Genomic DNA, 17,375 nt, shown 5'->3' with positions numbered 1-17,375 from the left:
GTTCGAGCCCCGTCCGCTGCGCCATCTTTTATTCTTTAACTTCCATTTTTCCCAGTTATTGTCATTCTTAAAAATAGTGCATTTTATTAAAAATTTATGTTTTAAAATTTTACATATAAAATAAATTGAAAAATAAAATCTAATTTATCGCTACTAAATCGCATATATTTAAAAATAAATCTTTTACTAAAATTTCTAAATAATTGATACAAGACAAATCAAAATTAATATTTTTATCTCTAAGTTATCAAAAAATCAATATAATCGTAAAAATTTAATAAGGGAAATTTATGGCATTTGAAAATGTATTAAAAGCGATCGAAGATATAAAAAATGGCAAAATGGTAATTATGGTCGATGATGAGGACCGTGAGAATGAAGGAGACTTGGTCTTTTCGGCGACAAGCAGCGATATGCAAAAGGTAAATTTTGCAATCACTCATGCAAAAGGCGTGCTTTGCCTTGCGATGGATGAAGCAAACGCAAAAAGACTTGATTTGCCACTAATGGTTTCTAAAAATACATCTAGTCACGAAACCGCATTTACTGTCACGATTGATGCAAAGGAAGCAACGACAGGCGTAAGTGCTTATGAGCGTGATATGACGATTAGACTTGCTGCTAATACTGATTCAGTGCCTGAAAATTTTGTAAGGCCTGGGCATATATTTCCGCTTATTGCAAAAAAAGGCGGCGTACTCGTTCGAACAGGTCACACTGAAGGATCAGTTGATCTTTGCAAACTTGCTGGCGTTAGTCCAATGGCAGCGATTTGCGAGATTGTAAAAGAAGATGGCACAATGGCAAGACGTGATTATCTGGAGGAATTCTGTAAAAAATTTAACCTAAATATGATAAGCGTTTCTGAATTAGTAGAATACAGACTTAGCCACGAAAGCCTAATAGAAGTTTCGCCCACAAAGAGTGTAAAAATCTGTGGTTTTGAAGCAAAAAGATATGACATAAAAGATCACGAAAATAAAAATCACGCTGCCTATATTTTCGGAGAGATAAAAGCGCAAACTAATGTAAAATTTCAAAAAATAAGTAAAGATCATGAGCTTTTAAGCGGAGATAAATTTGATAATTTATTAAAGTCGTTGGATTTTTTAAGTAAAAATGGTGGAGTGTTACTATTTTTAGACAGTAATAAAAGCGATGCAAGCTCACAAAAAGATTATGGCATTGGGGCACAAATTTTAAAGTATTTTGGTATAAGCGAGATTGAGCTTTTAAGCTCAAATAAAAATAAAGAATTTGTAAGCCTTGCAGGCTTTGGTCTTGATATAGAGGGCTATAAAGAAATTTAATTTTGCCATGTTCTATTTAATGCGGATATTAATCGTCCTAATAGCAAAATTCTTCACTTGGAAAAATTTTGCTCTTTACATCATTTGCGTAGGATTGCACACTCTTTCTTACAATATCCGCTCCATCAAGATAGCGTTTTACAAATTTTGGTTTAAAGTCTTCGAAAAACCCAAGCATGTCAGACCATACAAGCACCTGTCCATCGACGTTTACTCCAGATCCGATACCAATAACTGGTACATGAACTTGCTTTGTTATCTCACTGGCCACGCCACTCATCGTGCCCTCAAGTAAGATACCAAATGCTCCAGCTTGCTCAAACGCCAAAGCCTCTTCAATTAGTTTTTTTGCCTCGATCTCGCTTCTGCCTTTTATCTTATAGCCACCTTCAAATTTATAAAACTGAGGCTTTAAGCCAATGTGAGCCATAACGTTTATGCCCTCTTCACAAAGGCGCTTCACTAAATTTACTTGGTGCATGCCAACTTCGAGCTTTACCGCATCGGCATTTGTTTGTTTGAAAAATTTCATCGCATTTTTTATAGCTTGCTTTTCATTTGTGTAGCTGCCAAATGGCATATCAGCCATGATAAAAGTATTTTTAGCTCCATTACAAACGGCCTTTGTATGATAAAGCATGGTATTCATGTCCGCACTTATCGTGTTTTCTTGCATATTAAAACTCATATTTAAGCTATCACCAACCAAAATAATATCAGCATAATCATCAAAAAGCTTGGCAAATAACGCATCATAGGCTGTTATCATTACAATAGGCTCAATGCCTTTTTTATTTTTTATATCATTTATGCTTAGTTTTTTCTTCTGAGTTTTTTCATTTTTCATTGCAAGCTCCAAGGATTTTAGCTAAAAGGCTAACAATTTTATCAAATTTTTGCTACAATTACGCCAATTTCTTAAGGACATAAAAATGGGTATATTAAAAAGGCTTGAAATAGATTACTCTTATGACATAGTTGAAGAATTTTTATCTCACTATGCTTTAATGTGCGATTTACTTGAGCCTTTGATAATAAATTTAGGAAGAGCTGATAAATATAAAGACAGCATCTTAGAGCTTACTAGGATTTTTCATAATATTAAATCAGCAGCAGGATTTATGCATCTTGATCCGATATTAAAGCTTACAACTTTAGCTGAAGAGATAACTCAAGAGGCAAGAAGTCTAAAAGGGCCAGCAAATGATAAATTTATAGATTGGTTGCTACTTATTAGCGATCAGTTTAATAAATATAAAGATGACGTCGAGAACGATTTTGAATATTTTAGTGTTCTTGAACCAAAAATCATTGATGTGCCTGCAAAACTTAACTAAATAATTCACTAACCATTTTATTTTTTGGGAGCGACTTGGCTTCGACAGGAGCAGAGTGTGTACGGTGGCACGTCGCTTTGAGCAAAGCGTAAAAAGCTCAAATTAAATTTAAACGCAAACAACGTTAATTTCGCTCCTGCTTACGCTAAAGCTGCGTAAGTTCAGTTGAGCCTTGCTTAGTCTAATTCTAGCTAGGACAAAAGCAAGTAATTTAGCTAGAGTAGGCTCGTAATATGACTGAGTGCGAGCTGAAATTTTGGTCTTAGTCTAAATTTTGGTTTTGGAAAGTGAGCCTTTTTAGATGAAATTTTCACTTTTGCTAAGCGTGTAGAGGCTGTATGTATTTTGTTTTTGGACAGGGGTTCGATCCCCCTCGCTTCCACCATTTTATATTTTTTAATCCCTTTCAATCTTTTTAAAAACCTTTCCCAAAGCGCGACAAAAACGACTTTTATTATATCTTATTATTTTAAATTGTTTTCAATATTTTTAAGCCCTTTTAATTGCCTTTAAGGACTTTTTACGGATAATTTAAAGGATAAAATATTGTCCGCCAAAAAATGTCCGTAAAAAATCGTTGCTTGATTTTTAGGGGCTTGCGGGCACCAAAAGGACAAAAATGCCAAAAATTAACCCTCCTTTGACGGACACAGCCATAAGGGCTTTAAAACCCAAAGATAAGGTTTATAAAAAATCTGACGGACAAAATTTATTTATTTTCATCGAGCCAGGCGGTCGTAAATTTTTTGCACTTGAATATAAAAGTCCTCTTACATTAAAAACACGCCGAATGGCCCTGGGTAATTATCCTGATCTTAGCCTCTCAGCCGCCAGAGAAAAACGCAGGGAGCTGGCCGCTCAAATATTAGACGGTATTGATCCGCTAATAAGTAAAAAGAGTAGCAAAACAACACTAAACGATATCGCTACAAAATGGCTAGATATAAAATCCGAAAACATAACTCCAAACTACTTAAAAAAACAAAATTTGATTTTTAACAAGCACGTTGCACCTTATTTAGGCGATCGACCATTGGACAATATAAAAGCAGTAGAAATAATAGATGTATTAAAGACCATAGAAAAAGCTGGGAATTTAGAAACCATCAAGCGTGTATTTATCTTGCTAAATCAAATTTTTAGATACGCTGTCACCTATGAGATAGTTGCTCACAACGTCGTGGCCGATATAAATTTCAAATACGCCTTTAAAATCGCAAAGCCTAAAAATTTCCCTACTATCACAGATGAAAATGAGATACGTACGCTACTTGTGTCAGTAGACGGATATAATGGTGACATAAAAACAAAAGTTGCACTAAAGCTTGCGATCTACACCGCTATGCGTCCATTTAATGTTAGGGCTGCCCAGTGGGATGAGTTTGATCTGTCCACAAAAATTTGGACGATTAAAGCAGATAAAATGAAAATGAAAGAGGCTTTTAGACTACCGCTAGCTGATCAAGTCGTAAATTTATTAAAAGACTATGCAAAAATTTGTAGAAATACCGAAGGGTATCTTTTTCCCAGCACACTATCCAAAAGCCGCCCAATGAGTGAAAATACATTAAATACAGCACTAAGACGCATGGGATATAGCAAAGACGAGATCGTTTCTCATGGCTTTCGTGCGATGTTTTCAACTATGGCCAACGAAAAAAGAAATGAACATGGTTGTCATGCTGACATCATCGAACGATGCCTTGCACACAAGGACAAGGATAAAGTAAGAGAAGCTTACAATAGAGCTCAAAATTTAGCAGATATGAAGATGTTAATGCAATGGTGGGCGGATTATTTGGATGTGTTGGTAAAATAACGTATAAAATATTGTGTATTATTTTGCATAGAGTGTAAATTTAAAAAACTTTTTTTATAAACCTTGTGATTTTCAAGATCGCTAAAGCTTTTTTGATCAAATCTAAATCGTTATTCATCTAAACTCTCCGCTTTTTACGGATAGTTTAGATTATGAGTTTCCTAAAAAATGTATAAAGTTATTATTTTTTTGCGATATTTAGAGAATTACCTATTTTGTCATAAAGTTTCCTCAGACTTTCAGATGGAAGTAAATCTATAATTTTTTCTAAAAATGTTAAACTTGGAATTTGCCCGCTAGAATTTATTCTATCACTGGGATTAACACCGATAGCATCAGTAGCTATTTCTAAAAGCTTATCTCTCAATTCTATATTTCCAGATTCCAATATAAGACGCTCAAAGCCAATATAAGATGACGCTAAGGCTTCTTTGTGCCTATATTCATCGGCTGTTTTCTTGTACTCAGAAATCTGTTGTGTTGAGTAATAAATAAAAAATCCACTAAATACCCACAATGGTAAACTTTTAAAAAAATCAACAAAACCAAAAGTGTTTAAATATATAGCTAAAATAAAATAAAACAAGAAAGCAACAGCAAATGTTACTATAGCCCAATTAAAAATACGATTCCACTTTTCTACTTTCTTTTCCGTTATTCTTCTTTGTCTCATATATGCCCTAGCTAACCCAGCGGAAGTTGCGCCAGGAAGCAATGAATTTATCTTATTCTTTAAATTTTTAAAGTCATTTTCCCCCTGTTCAATCATATTATTTACATATTCTTTTTTTTCATCCAAAAAGTCTACCCATGACTTTTTATTGTTTTTTGGATCATTATCATCCGTAATCCCATTAAATACCTCGTCATAAAAATCTTTTAGCTCATTTATTTTATCTTCCGATTCTTCTATTTCGCTACAAGCAGACTCGAGTTTAGAAACAATACCTTGTGTCTGGTTGCCTTCGCTGTCTTTTTGTCCATAAAAATTTATATATGTTTTTCTTATTTTTACAGCATCATTATTGGCTTGCCTTAAATTATTTAAAATACTACTCGAGTCTTTTAGTGCTATGCTCCTATCGTCTATATCGTAAATTTCGCTATAAGCATTATTTATTTTTTCTTGGGAGTCTTTTACGTCATCCAAAATTTCGTCTATTTCTTCTTTTTTTGTAGCAAAATCACCATAGTTAGTATAAAAATTCTCAATATTAGAGACTGCTGTAGCAAAAGAGTTGTTTTCTATCATATCCAATAATCCAGACAGTGCGGATATTTTTGTTTCATCTTTAAAAACAGAAATAAGTCTTTTTTGAATAACATCTATATTAGATTGTTTTTCATTGCCCATATCCTCTCCTTTTTATATGTTTGTAATTCGCCATAATTTATTTCTATTCTCTAAACTTGCTTGCCTAGTTCCAATATATATTCTAATTAAAATTTGAAATTTATATTTTTTCATTTTTTGTAAAATCATCAGGAATTTTATTTTGAATGCCGCTTTCTATTATATTCCCAATATCTACTAAAGTATTGATTTCTGCATTAAGAACACGAGAGTTATCTATTGCAACATCATTTTCATTGTCAATAGATATAGTTTTTGCATTTATGTTATTTGTAATTTTATGTTGCATCCATTGTTCTTTAGTAAGATTTATCAATTTTTGCAATGATAGAAAAACTATAGAGGTAAAATTTATTGATATAAAACCTACTGTAAAATTCATCAAAAACTCATAAAAAGATTCTTTCCCGTCGCCACCAATAGCTAGTATAATAGATAAAATGATAGTTATGCAGCTACTTCGTATTAAGTCACGAGGTCTATAGTCTATATATGCTGCAAATAAATAAAATAAATAATATCCCACATAATACTCATATTCTTTGCCAAAAATAATACGGCAAAGAATGGCTTCAATTAGCAAATAAAGTATAATATAGGATATGGCGGATAATATTGTTTTTATTGTCTCTCTTGGTTTATAACCAATAAAAATTAAAACTAGATATATTAAAATAAATAGCAACACAGAAAAAGCAAGTAAAATAAAACCGAAATTTTGTAAAACCACTTCTTTCATTATCTCTATCTCTTGTAATTATTCTGCGTATTATCGTTGCCGATTTGATTATTTCCACCATTGATTATAATAGTGTGTCTTTTATTATTATAAAATTTAAGTGGCTTATCCTTTTTTAATCGACGCCTTCTTTTGTTCATATAAAATGAAAACAAAGAAATTGTTATCATAAAAAGCATCATAAATCCGGCTAATCTATAATACAAGATTTGCGGATCTGGATAATACAATATATACATGATAAATTTTTCTATGCCACTAAAAATAAAAGCGAGACAATAACTTACAAAGCCACCTATCGCATCAAAAAATGCCTTTAAAAATTCATCTATCACGCTTTATTTCCATTATTATGTTGAGTATTTCCGTCGCCTATTTGATTGTTTCCACCGTGGATTTGTATGTTATATATTTTTGTATCGCCTCTCTTTTTTCTTCCAACTTCTTGAGAAAATTTTACCCATAGCCATACAGGATCATCTTTATCTTTAAAAACAAAATCAGCATCTAAAATTTTATGATATTCTATATCCAAAAATTCTAGAAATTCTTGAGCAGCCAACATTTTGTCATCTCCATACCCTGCGTTACTCTTAGCATCTTCTCTAAAAAGCATCAGCTCCTTTACCTCAAAGACACTTATTTCATTTTCGTTATCATTTACACTAAGACCGATATTTTTAGTCCAGTATTTATCCTGCTCAAGCATTTTTACTCTCCTTTAGTAAATTTCTCTTTTTCTTCCTCTAGACGCTCGATAAATTTTTTAAGCATTGCATTGCTGCCGTATTCATCAAAGAGCTTTACAAACTCGCTCCATATCTCGCCTCTATCCTTTTCATTTGAACCATTGTTTTGTGTATTTAAATTGCCGATTTGATTGTTGCCACCTGATATATTTATTCCACTCTCTAGATATTCGGGCGTTACATTTAGCTTTGCGGCAATTTCCAAAAATCTTCCTTTTGGAATTTTGTCCCTATCTTTCCAAGTCGTAATAGTATTGTATGGAATTTCTAAAATTTCACACATCTGCTTATCTGTTTTTACTCCGAGCACAGCGCGCATTCTCGCCAAAATAGCTTCTAAATTTTCCATATTTATACTCCTTTTAGAAATTTTTGAGTAATATGCTATTGACTTTTATTTCAATTGAGTATATAATTAACTCAAATATTTAACCAAAGCGTTAAAATGTATTTACATTATAGCGTAAAAAGGGATTTTCGATGGATAAAAAGCAGCACCAAACGCTTGATATTGTAGCCATTACGCAGCGTATAGATGCGGCTAGAAGACTGCTTGACTACGGCAAAAATGACTTTGCCAAACAAGTGCTTAACGTCACTAGAGTCGCTTACTGGAATGTCATAAAAGAGAACAGACCGCCACTATCATGGATCATCCTACTTGCTGACAAGTATGACTTTTCGATCCAGTGGCTATTTTTTGGCGAAGGCGAAATTTTTACCAAAAAGGATAGATCATGACTGAGCAATTTGCCTTAAGCGTTATTGCAGTAGTTGTTTGTGCTTTTGTCGGAGGTGCCATGTTAACGCTTGGCATGTTGGCTTTGTTTTTTAAAAAAAGGAGCTAGCTTATGACAACGATGAGGGAGTATATACGCGTAGATCACGCTAGCATACTTGAAACGTGCAAGAAAAATTTACAAAATTTAAGCTATCTTGACCGCAAGCATGACAGGCATGATCGTTTTAAGATATATGAGCACGCCCTTTTCGTTAAGCAAAACTACCTCTGTCCACATTTTGATGAAGTGGCAGATATGTATTATAAAGCACTTGAATGTGCATCAAGTGAAAGCGAGATCGCAGACTACGTTTCAAAGCATACTGGTAAAAACAAAGCTGCAATTTATTTTTATTTTAGACGTTTTCGTTTTAAAAACCCTGATTTTGCACATGAAGTCGTAGAAATTTTAAAGAAATTTATAAAAGAAAATAGTCTCTTTTCGGATGTGCATAATGCATAAAATATCACTTGCTACTCTTTTTTCAGGCATCGGCGCGCCCGAGTTTGCAGCTCGCGAAGTATTCGGCGAGGCTAAAACGATACTTGCCTGCGAGATAAACAAATTCGCTCGTCAAAGCTATCTAGCCAATCACGAAGCCCCGCTAGCTTTTTATGAGGATGTTTGCGATCTTGACGCCAAAGCTTACGCCGGGCAAATAGATATTTTGATCGGCGGTAGCCCTTGCCAAGACTTCTCAATCGCAGGGCATCGCGCGGGCGAGGACGGCGAGAGAGGCAATCTGATATGGCAATTTTACCGCGTCGTTAGCGAGGCTTGCCCTAGCGTATTCATCTATGAAAACGTCAAAGGCTTTTTGTCTATCAACGGCGGCAAAAGCTATCAAAGATTTATGGACACCTTGCGAGGCTGGGTTATCACTGCCACGCCGAAGTTTTAAACACAAAAGACTACGGCATCCCGCAAAATAGAGAGCGATTGTATATCGTGGGGTTTTTGAACGTAGACGAATATCACGCCTTTTTTAACGCACCAAAGCAGGCACTAGAGCTAAATTTGGGCGATATGCTAGATTGCGAAGTAGATGAAAAATACTTTTTGGGCGATAAGATGATCGCATGCCTTAAGAAAAAAGAAAACAACTTTCAGGGCAGCTTTGCCCCAATGTCTTTAAGCGATGTAGGGAATTGCATAATGACTACCGCAGGAAGTCGTCGCACGGATAACTTCATAAAAGTAGTTGGCAAGCTCGACATAAAAGGCAACGACATACTAAAACGAGTTTATGATGTCGACGGGGTAGCTCCTACTATATATACGGCACAAGGTGGCAATCAAGAGCCGAAAATTTTACAACGCGCACGAGGCTTTAATAAGGGTGGCGAGTTTGCAGTTTGCCCTACGATAAGCTCTAGCAGCTTTGAGCAAAACAATCTGCTAAAAAGCGCGCGCATACGCAAGCTAACCCCTAGAGAGTGTCTACGTTTGCAAGGATTTCCTGAGAGCTTCAAAATCGTAGTGAGCGATACGCAAACCTACAAGCAAGCAGGAAATGCGATGAGTGTCAACATTATAAAGATGATATTTAAGCAAATTCAAAAAGCTAGCATCAAACAATTTAAACTGGCTAGATAGGCAAAGTGATGAGTGATAACATTTTTCAAACTATAAAACAAACAATATCTAAGCACGATTTTAAAGATTTTGTGCAAAGTGTTTATGGCATAGAGTTTAAAAGCGGAAATGCTTTTTGTCCGTTTCATGATCATGGTCATAATACACCTAGTCTTGGCATCAATTCTGATTCTAATGGTGCATTTTTCAAATGCTTTGCGTGCAATGCCAGTGGGGACATAACAAAATTTGTTGAGCTTAAAGAGCATATCTCTCCACTTCAAGCTGCTAAAAAAGTTTGCGATCATTTTGGTATACCAAATACGATCAATGCAAAAGAGATGAGCGAGGAAGAGAAAAAGGCCTATGAAGAACATCAAGCACTGATAAAAGCTGAAAACGAAGCACGCATAAAAAAAGAAGCTGAGCAAAGAGCAAAAAAAGAAGTCGCACTTAAAGCTCGTTTGGCCAAGATAGCTCCGCAACTTGTGGAAAATAAGCTTAAAAATTACGATCTTATCAAAGATCAAATTTCAGCACTATTCCCAATACAAATCAATAACTTTGATTCATATAGCCGCGAACTTATCGGTTATAGCTTCGAGCATAAAAGCCTAGCGATCATCATAAGAGACGCTAACGGCGCACCTATAAATATCAAATATAGAGAGAAATTTGCCTATGACACACATAAGGGCGAGCTAACAAGCGAGAGAATGCCTGGAAAGTGGATAGGAGAAAGTGGTGCACACGCTAGTCCTTTCCCTCTAAATTTTTACAATGATTATAAAGGTAGTAGTGTAGTCATTTGTGAAGGCGAGAAAGACGCATTAAATTTGATATGTTTTAATGTTTGTGCCTTGACGCTTGGTGGCGTAACTGCTAGCTGGGAAGAATACAAAGAACTTCTAAGAGACAAGCATGTATTTATCTGGTTTGATCATGATGAAGCCGGATATGAAAATGCAATAAAGAAATTTTACGAGATCAAAGATGTAGCTAGAAGCGTACGAATAGTGCTATTTTATATGATCGGCAAAAACTTTTCAAAAGGCTATGATATTAGCGATTATCTCTATGATCACGCCTTTAAATTTCAAAATGCTAGCCCACTTGAAGTAGTAGCTTTTAGCTGCTTTGAACCAACAAACGTCGTTATTGACGAGATTTGCGAATACTTCCCAAATCTTTCGGCAAAGCTAGATAAATTTAAACAAAACCTGCCTATAAAAGAATTTCGCCAAATCAAGGCCGAGATACTGGCAAGAGATGAAGAAGGTAATTTTATAAATATCTTTCCAGTAAAAGGCGAACTTGACGATAAGTATGTCGATGAAGTGCTAAATTATGCAAAAGAGCTAGAAAGAAAAATGGGCGAGAGATATGAGGAATTTAAGAAAGCTTATATCCAAAGTTTCCTTTTAACCGAACAAGAGGAGCAAAATTTCGAACGTTTTTCAAAAGCTTTTAGCGATGCTTTCCGCATAAATAAAACCATGCGTACAAACTATCATCAAACGCATATTACAGATATGGTATCAAGTCTAAATCAGACTTTTTTAAAACTAGGCTACCGCCTGGGTGAGTATAAAAAGAATTTGCACGTTTGGGCAAGTAATCATTTCATGCAGATAGATACAAATGCATTGGCCAAATTTATTCACTCTCATTGGATGGCTGCTGCATATGTGGACAAGAAAAAACAAAGCCGCGAAAACGTCAATAAGATAGTCGAGGATCTAACCAGCTTATCATTAGATCTAGACGAGATAAAATCTCACGAATCTCGCCGTGTCATAAATTTATTAAATGGTACGATTTTTATTAGTAAAAATGGCATTATTACATTTAAGAAAAAGCACGACTATAAAGATGCTGCTACAAATATTTTAAAATTTAACTACGATCCTTCGGCCAAGTGTCCAAAGTGGAACAAATTCTTACGCGATATTATGAGTGATGAAGACGACATAAAAACACTTATGGAGTTTATTGGCTATTGCTTTATTCCTAGCCATGAGTTTGAAAGCTTTTTGTTTTTATACGGTAAAAGTGGCGCAAACGGCAAGAGCGTTATATTAGACACCATCAGAAACTTTTTTGGCGAAGACAACGTCTCATCACTTCAGCTTCAACAATTTGAAGGGCATCAGCTTTGCGCACTTACAAACAAGCTCTTAAACATTGGTTCTGAGATCGACAAAAACGGCACCGACAAAGGGCAACTAGCCAATCTAAAAGCTATCGTCAGCACAAAAGATGCGATAACTATAAACCCAAAAAACGAAGAGCCCTACTCTCTGCTTCCAAATGAGAAGCCAAAGCTAGCATTTGCTGGCAATGAAAAGCCAAAAAGTGGCATAGATAATGGCGTTTTTAGACGAATGTTGCTTATTGTGTTTGATAAAGAAGTAAAAGATAATCAGAAAATAAGAGGCCTTAGTGATCGCTTTAATGATGAGCTAGGAGGTATATTTAATCTAGCTCTTGAAGGACTAAAACGCCTTATTGTTCAGAATAAATTTACTCGCTCTAAACGCATGCAAACTGAGCTTGAAGAGTATAAAGATAGCGTAAATCCGCTTCGTACCTTTGTTAAAGATGCGATTATTGCAGATGCCGACTATTTTGTGCCGTCAGTGCACTTTATAAGGTTTATCTAGCATACATGAACGACAAAGGCGGTAAGCCTATCGCACAAAAGAACTTTGTTCAAGCCCTACGTGATGAACTAACCCTTGCTGGTATAAGCTGCTCTTATGGCCAAAAACGTATATCAGCAAACTATATTGGAGTAGGCGATAGACCAAGGTGTTTCTTTGGTTTTAAGGTAAGCAGCGACAATCTCGACTTTGATAGTGTAAGGATAGAAAACGGTGGCGAACTTATCATAAACCAGATAAACCACTATCAAGCCAATGGAGCAAAAGCCGATGAAAACTAATCTTTTCTTGTGGCTCACGATGATTTTAACTAAAAATATCTACAAAGCGTCCTATTTTAGGGCGTTTGATAGATGTTTTACATCTGGGTGGCTCGCTTCTGGCTCACGATTTTTATTTTTCTTGAGCCAGCAAAAAGCCGTTTTTATGGGGCTTGGCGTGCTGTTGGCTCACAATCTCGCCATTTTTGCCCCTATATTGGTTTGAAATTATTTTTTTATTTTTAAAAATTTTTTTCATAGCTATATATATAAAAAATGATGAGCCAAAGAGAAATCTTAAGCTATTAAATACCGATAAAATCGTATTTAACTGTTGGCTCAAGAAGTTTAAACTTATGAGCCAAAGAAATTATAAAATTACGTATTTTAGGGGTTTGGGGTGGCTCACTATTTTTTAGTGATTATGAGCCACATGAGCCAAGCGAGCCAAAAAAGGAAAATAGATGAAGCAGATGAACGAAACGCAGCAAAAGGCTTTTGAGATATATCTCGAAAGTGCGACGTTTGAGAGCGATTATAAGCCTATTAGCGAGGAGCAGCTAGCTTCAAAGCTTGAAGCTCTAGGGCTAAAAGGATCAAGCAGCTCAATAAATCGCTGGAAAAAGGATTTTAACTGGATACAAGCCCTACAAAACAAAGTAACTCTAGCCATGAGCGAGGATAAGCAAACTAGAAATTTGCTTCAAAGATCAAGCTTGGAAACTGTAGTTAAAAACACCAAGGTTGATATCGAGCGAAACAATGTTTTGCTAGCTGCTAGCTATGAGATCATGGAGGGTGAGGCAAAACGTATCGTAGCTAGACAAAGAGAAACTGGTGCAGTTAGCGCAGAGGACTTTGAGAGAGCAAAATTTATCTCTACGCTATCGGCTGGCAGAAGTGACAAGATGCTAGACCGTCTAGCTATCATGCCGCCAGAGGCCGTATCAGCTCAGCAAATTTTATCTCGTTTAAATGGAATTAAGGTTGAGTTCGAGGATGATGTCATTGACGCAGAGGTGCAAGATGAAAAAGCTAGCTCTTAGACTTATACTAGCTTTTATCTTGGTTTTTGTTTTAGCAGTATTTCAAAATTTAGCAAATTTATAAAGGAAAAAAGATGAATGTAGGATATTTTAAACGCAAGAGCTATAAAAATGCTGATGGCGTAGATATCGGATATATTGGCGGGGTTATAGTAATCCCATTTTTAAGACCCATAGAGGTTGTGATGCTAAACACGAGTACTGAAAATCAAGACTTTTTAGGCTTTCACCTTGCGCTTCAAAAGACCAAAGGCTATGAAGGTGGCAGACAGATAATAGGCGCACTATGGAATAGGCAGAGCAAAGATGGTACAAAAAGCTATTTAAGCGGTTTCATAGAAACACCGGCAGTGCCAGGCTATAAAGTATATATAGCTCTTTTTAACGCTGGCGAGAATGCTAAAGATGGTGTGCTATATGATGTCGTTTGGAACGCACCTAGACGCAGCGTGCAACAATATATACCGCTTAGCGAAGAAACAAACACCGGTTTTTGTGCAGATGATCAAGAGATACCATTTTAAGGAAACAATATGGAAATAATTAAAATTTACGTTTGTAGTCCTTACTCGGTATTTGGGGACGATAAGAAAAAGGCAAGAGAGGTGGCAATCAAGGCACTAGCAGAAGCCAACGAGTATTTTAACGGCGATGAGCGATATGAATTATTTAGTCCAGTGCTAAACAACTCAGCCTATAGAAATTTAAGCTATAACGAAGTCATGAAAATTTGCCTAAAACAGCTTGATAGTTGTGGAGCGATATTTGTGCCTAGTGAAAAAACTTGTGATCCAGACATCATTCAAAGCTCAAAAGGCATTTTGATGGAGATGAATCACGCTTTGCTAAACGGCTATAGGGTTTTCGACCCGGGCGCGCTGTTTGGGGCGATCGAGATATAGGATAATAAATGACTACAAACGAGTTAAAAGACGCAGCCATCTTTGTGATGGCTTACTCATTTTTAAAGATGGACAGCTCAGAAGATCTTGGGCTTTTCATCAATAAAAAGGCGAGCAAATTTATAACAGATTTGCTCGATGTAATGACGCCCATTGTTAAGCATTATTATGAATTTCAAAAACGCATAGACCTGCAAATAGCAGCACTCGATAACAAGGCTAGGGTTTGCAAAAATGATTTTAGCACGACAGCACCGCAACTTGCTTGTGATTTGCTCTATCTAAAATTTGCACCAAACAACCGTAAAGGGCAGAGACTAGCACCCATCCTAGCAGAATTTTACGCTTGCAATAAAGATAAGATAGCGTATATTCTAAATAAAAGTTACGACACAAAATACAGCAAGGAAGCCGAGGACAGCCAAAACCTAGCGTATTTTTACATTGAAAATATTTAAAAAGGATAAAAAATGACACCACTTTTACCTATAACAGATCCTATCACAACTAAACAAGCTTGCGAGCTTTTAAAGTGCAATGCCGTAACCTTGTGGCGCTACGTCAGAGATGGTAAATTTAGAAAATACGCAGTTACTCGTAAGAATGTACTTTATTCTACAAGTGAGATCATGGCTTTTCTTGAGGCGTCAGCAGTCTCATCACCTAGGGTTTAAAGGACTTTGGCTAAAATAATAAGAAAAGGACAAGCATGAATGCGATTTTAACCATAGGTGCAGTTACTATAGTTTGTGATGATAGCCTATGATTATGCTAAAAAGTCCAAGACCCAAGGCTAGCTATCCAAATACTCTTTTGCTAGCGGTTGCGCAGGGTACAAGCCTATAATCCAAATAAAACATCATAAAACTAAGCGGCGAACTCGCCGCACCCTATAAATTTTATCAAAAATATCTTTTTTTGATGCTACTAAAACGCCTACAAGAGCGTTTAGTTACGATCGCTAAAAATTTAGCGCAACCGCCTTACTCGCAAGCTCCAACGCTAGCGCGGCAAAGCGGCTGGCTTACCAAAGAAATTTTTACTTATTTTTTTATAAGCAGATTAGATTAAAGTGCGTTTTTGGATATTGTCGCCATTTTAACCGCTCACAATATGAAAAAAGTTTGAAAATTTTAAAATTTTTAGTGTGGCTGTAGTATTGTATGGCGCAGGCCAAGTGGGTTCATAGCCCCCCTATCAAAGATTTTATGACCAGCTTTGATCTAGTAAGCAGCTCACACACAAAACCAACCAATGCACACACGCCAGCCAAGCCAACATAGCTAGCACGCCACACAAAGACCACTAGGCACATTAATTGTCTCGTAATTTTTCGTAATGTCCTAACCACAAGCGAAAAACAATCCACAAATTCCCACACATTTCGTCCAAAGCTCACATGCCCAAGCATTCCGCATCATCACGCTATCAAACCATACAACCGGAACTGTAAAAGAAATTTTGACAGTTGAGTTTTTGCTCGCTCACGCTATAAAATCGCACTACAAATAACCACAAAGCTTAAAAAATACAACTAATCTATCTTTCAAAAAGCTACTCTAACCTTAAACAAAATCGCCATTTTTTATTAAAAATTAGCCAAATTTGCTCGCTCTAACCTTAAAGCACTTTTCTTTACTACACGTAAAAGCCGTATTTTAGGCACTCTTTTATTTTTAGTATTGAAAAGTATAATTTTCATGAATAAATTTTCATACCATTTTTTGACCATTTTTGCCAAACTAACCTTAAGCCGTTTTTGTCAAAAAAAATAAAAAAATAGACAACGGCCAGCGTGCAAATTTTATTTTTTTACTCAGTAAATATCCGGCCAAAATAGACGCCATACATCAAAAACAGCGGCGGCTTGTGCACCAAAAAACTGCAAAACAAGCCAAATCCACGCCAACCACACATCAAAAAACCACAAAGCAGGTCAAATCCACACCAAAAACCACCAAATATGCAAAAATGGGCTGGGATTACTCTCAAAAACTCACACACTCACCCCACCCCGACAAGCCATCTCATTACTTGCTTTGGACGTTATTGGTGTTCGAACTTACGCCACCGCTCCTAAGTGAAAAACCGGCCCCGCACCGCCACTTGCTTGCAATCACCACTATGATAATCTTTGCCAACATCCTGGTAATTGAGACAGACAAACCTTAGCCTAAACACAGGTCGAATCAGTTTGAATAAAAAATTGATAAAATTGCAGAATAATAAAAGACAAAGGTTAAACATGCAGTCCAAAGAGCTTAATGAGCTTTTTTCAGAAGATAGACTAAAAGCATACACTAGTGATGATGAGCATAGAGCAAATCTACTGCTTATTGGCCAGCTAGCACCAAAACTTGGCATCATCGAAATCATTACTAGAAATAAAACAGCACAAATTTTAGGAAACATGGATAGCGTTTTCATATCACGCCAAACATTTGGTTATTGGTGTAGAGTGATAGACCAAAACAAAATACACAACGATCTACTCGATCTACGTGGATTAAATTTATCAAAATACTCTAAATTTAATCGACAAAGCAAAAGCACTATGCTAAATTATAAAAAAGTAAAGATATGTTATTCGCTACTTCTGACCATTAGGAATAGGGCTTTACATTGGGAAAATCTATATAAGCTAAATACCGATGGCACACCGCGTATATCGACCAACTTAGATGGCATAGTAGTAGGTATAGACCCTGAAAATTTAAAGCTTTTTATAGATGATATTTTATGCTGTTTTAATGAAGATTTAAAGGGATATCTTGAGTGAGGGCTTTAAAGCGCCCCCGGTGAATTGTAGGTTAATTATAACCGAAATCTTATTAAAAGT

The 17,375-nt window shown here is 35.9% G+C and carries 23 protein-coding genes and 1 other RNA gene; 18 read left to right on the top strand and 6 right to left on the bottom strand.

The window, feature by feature from the left end; translation table 11 throughout:
• Window positions 1–290 precede the first annotated feature (290 nt).
• Window positions 291–1,310, top strand: a complete 1,020-nt coding sequence (locus A3835_07840; protein ID ORI07455.1) for a 3,4-dihydroxy-2-butanone-4-phosphate synthase — start codon at window positions 291–293, stop codon at window positions 1,308–1,310.
• A 37-nt stretch (window positions 1,311–1,347) separates the two neighbouring features.
• On the opposite strand, the gene A3835_07835 is transcribed toward A3835_07840, so the two are convergent.
• Window positions 1,348–2,157 carry a 3-methyl-2-oxobutanoate hydroxymethyltransferase gene (locus A3835_07835; protein ORI07454.1) on the bottom strand — a complete coding sequence of 270 codons (810 nt, stop codon included), beginning with the start codon at window positions 2,155–2,157 and terminating at the stop codon, window positions 1,348–1,350.
• A gap of 85 nt (window positions 2,158–2,242) precedes the next feature.
• Here A3835_07835 and A3835_07830 point away from each other — a divergent pair, with 85 nt between their 5' ends.
• The 3 genes from A3835_07830 to A3835_07820 all read left to right on the top strand — a co-directional run bounded on the left by A3835_07830 (window position 2,243) and on the right by A3835_07820 (window position 4,466).
• A complete protein-coding gene (locus A3835_07830; GenBank protein ID ORI07453.1) occupies window positions 2,243–2,647 on the top strand; it encodes a histidine phosphotransferase in 405 nt (134 codons plus the stop codon).
• 26 nt (window positions 2,648–2,673) lie between these two features.
• Window positions 2,674–3,032: a transfer-messenger RNA gene (gene ssrA / locus A3835_07825) on the top strand.
• Between the two features lie 234 nt (window positions 3,033–3,266).
• Window positions 3,267–4,466: an integrase gene (locus A3835_07820; protein ID ORI07452.1), complete on the top strand. Its 1,200-nt coding sequence runs from the start codon at window positions 3,267–3,269 to the stop codon at window positions 4,464–4,466.
• 181 nt (window positions 4,467–4,647) lie between these two features.
• Here A3835_07820 and A3835_07815 read toward each other — a convergent pair whose 3' ends face one another.
• The 5 genes from A3835_07815 to A3835_07795 all read right to left on the bottom strand — a co-directional run bounded on the left by A3835_07815 (window position 4,648) and on the right by A3835_07795 (window position 7,657).
• Window positions 4,648–5,820, bottom strand: coding sequence for a hypothetical protein (locus A3835_07815; GenBank protein ID ORI07451.1), 1,173 nt, complete (start codon window positions 5,818–5,820; stop codon window positions 4,648–4,650).
• A gap of 100 nt (window positions 5,821–5,920) precedes the next feature.
• Window positions 5,921–6,559 carry a hypothetical protein gene (locus A3835_07810; GenBank protein ID ORI07450.1) on the bottom strand — a complete coding sequence of 213 codons (639 nt, stop codon included), beginning with the start codon at window positions 6,557–6,559 and terminating at the stop codon, window positions 5,921–5,923.
• 5 nt (window positions 6,560–6,564) lie between these two features.
• Window positions 6,565–6,894, bottom strand: coding sequence for a hypothetical protein (locus tag A3835_07805; protein ORI07449.1), 330 nt, complete (start codon window positions 6,892–6,894; stop codon window positions 6,565–6,567).
• Window positions 6,891–7,268 (bottom strand): hypothetical protein, encoded by a 378-nt coding sequence (locus A3835_07800; GenBank protein ORI07448.1) that lies wholly within the window; start codon window positions 7,266–7,268, stop codon window positions 6,891–6,893. The genes A3835_07805 and A3835_07800 overlap by 4 nt, the downstream gene beginning before the upstream one ends.
• 2 nt (window positions 7,269–7,270) lie before the next feature.
• Entirely contained in the window at window positions 7,271–7,657 is a 387-nt protein-coding gene (locus A3835_07795; protein ID ORI07447.1) for a hypothetical protein, read from the bottom strand.
• 131 nt (window positions 7,658–7,788) lie between these two features.
• On the opposite strand from A3835_07795, the gene A3835_07790 reads away from it, so the two are divergent.
• The 14 genes from A3835_07790 (at window position 7,789) to A3835_07725 (ending at window position 17,315) form a co-directional block, all read left to right on the top strand.
• Window positions 7,789–8,049 (top strand): hypothetical protein, encoded by a 261-nt coding sequence (locus A3835_07790; protein ORI07446.1) that lies wholly within the window; start codon window positions 7,789–7,791, stop codon window positions 8,047–8,049.
• A 110-nt stretch (window positions 8,050–8,159) separates the two neighbouring features.
• A complete protein-coding gene (locus tag A3835_07785; GenBank protein ORI07445.1) occupies window positions 8,160–8,552 on the top strand; it encodes a hypothetical protein in 393 nt (130 codons plus the stop codon).
• Window positions 8,545–8,991 carry a hypothetical protein gene (locus A3835_07780; protein ORI07444.1) on the top strand — a complete coding sequence of 149 codons (447 nt, stop codon included), beginning with the start codon at window positions 8,545–8,547 and terminating at the stop codon, window positions 8,989–8,991. Before A3835_07785 ends, A3835_07780 begins: the two co-directional genes overlap by 8 nt.
• Before the next feature lie 38 nt (window positions 8,992–9,029).
• Complete coding sequence (locus tag A3835_07775) at window positions 9,030–9,686, top strand: hypothetical protein (GenBank protein ORI07443.1); 657 nt, start codon at window positions 9,030–9,032, stop codon at window positions 9,684–9,686.
• Between the two features lie 8 nt (window positions 9,687–9,694).
• Window positions 9,695–12,328 carry a hypothetical protein gene (locus A3835_07770; protein ORI07442.1) on the top strand — a complete coding sequence of 878 codons (2,634 nt, stop codon included), beginning with the start codon at window positions 9,695–9,697 and terminating at the stop codon, window positions 12,326–12,328.
• 5 nt (window positions 12,329–12,333) lie between these two features.
• On the top strand, window positions 12,334–12,609 hold the full coding sequence (locus tag A3835_07765) for a hypothetical protein (GenBank protein ORI07441.1): 276 nt from the start codon (window positions 12,334–12,336) through the stop codon (window positions 12,607–12,609).
• A complete protein-coding gene (locus tag A3835_07760; protein ID ORI07440.1) occupies window positions 12,599–12,814 on the top strand; it encodes a hypothetical protein in 216 nt (71 codons plus the stop codon). The genes A3835_07765 and A3835_07760 overlap by 11 nt, the downstream gene beginning before the upstream one ends.
• 238 nt (window positions 12,815–13,052) lie before the next feature.
• Window positions 13,053–13,634 carry a hypothetical protein gene (locus tag A3835_07755; GenBank protein ORI07439.1) on the top strand — a complete coding sequence of 194 codons (582 nt, stop codon included), beginning with the start codon at window positions 13,053–13,055 and terminating at the stop codon, window positions 13,632–13,634.
• Window positions 13,635–13,708: 74 nt separating this feature from the next.
• Entirely contained in the window at window positions 13,709–14,158 is a 450-nt protein-coding gene (locus A3835_07750; protein ORI07438.1) for a hypothetical protein, read from the top strand.
• A 9-nt stretch (window positions 14,159–14,167) separates the two neighbouring features.
• Complete coding sequence (locus A3835_07745) at window positions 14,168–14,536, top strand: hypothetical protein (protein ORI07437.1); 369 nt, start codon at window positions 14,168–14,170, stop codon at window positions 14,534–14,536.
• 8 nt (window positions 14,537–14,544) lie between these two features.
• Window positions 14,545–14,994 (top strand): hypothetical protein, encoded by a 450-nt coding sequence (locus tag A3835_07740; GenBank protein ORI07436.1) that lies wholly within the window; start codon window positions 14,545–14,547, stop codon window positions 14,992–14,994.
• Window positions 14,995–15,006: 12 nt separating this feature from the next.
• The gene (locus A3835_07735; protein ORI07435.1) at window positions 15,007–15,210 is read left to right on the top strand and encodes a hypothetical protein; all 204 of its coding nucleotides are present in this window, start codon (window positions 15,007–15,009) and stop codon (window positions 15,208–15,210) included.
• Between the two features lie 1,195 nt (window positions 15,211–16,405).
• Complete coding sequence (locus A3835_07730) at window positions 16,406–16,708, top strand: hypothetical protein (protein ID ORI07434.1); 303 nt, start codon at window positions 16,406–16,408, stop codon at window positions 16,706–16,708.
• A gap of 73 nt (window positions 16,709–16,781) precedes the next feature.
• Window positions 16,782–17,315: an ATPase gene (locus tag A3835_07725; GenBank protein ID ORI07433.1), complete on the top strand. Its 534-nt coding sequence runs from the start codon at window positions 16,782–16,784 to the stop codon at window positions 17,313–17,315.
• Window positions 17,316–17,375: the final 60 nt, after the last annotated feature.

Origin of the sequence: Campylobacter concisus (genome assembly GCA_002092835.1) — a bacterium.
GTDB classification, from domain to species: domain Bacteria; phylum Campylobacterota; class Campylobacteria; order Campylobacterales; family Campylobacteraceae; genus Campylobacter_A; species Campylobacter_A concisus_K.
The sequence above is the reverse complement of the archived record's forward strand: the minus strand, read 5'-3'. Positions and strand labels throughout refer to the sequence as shown.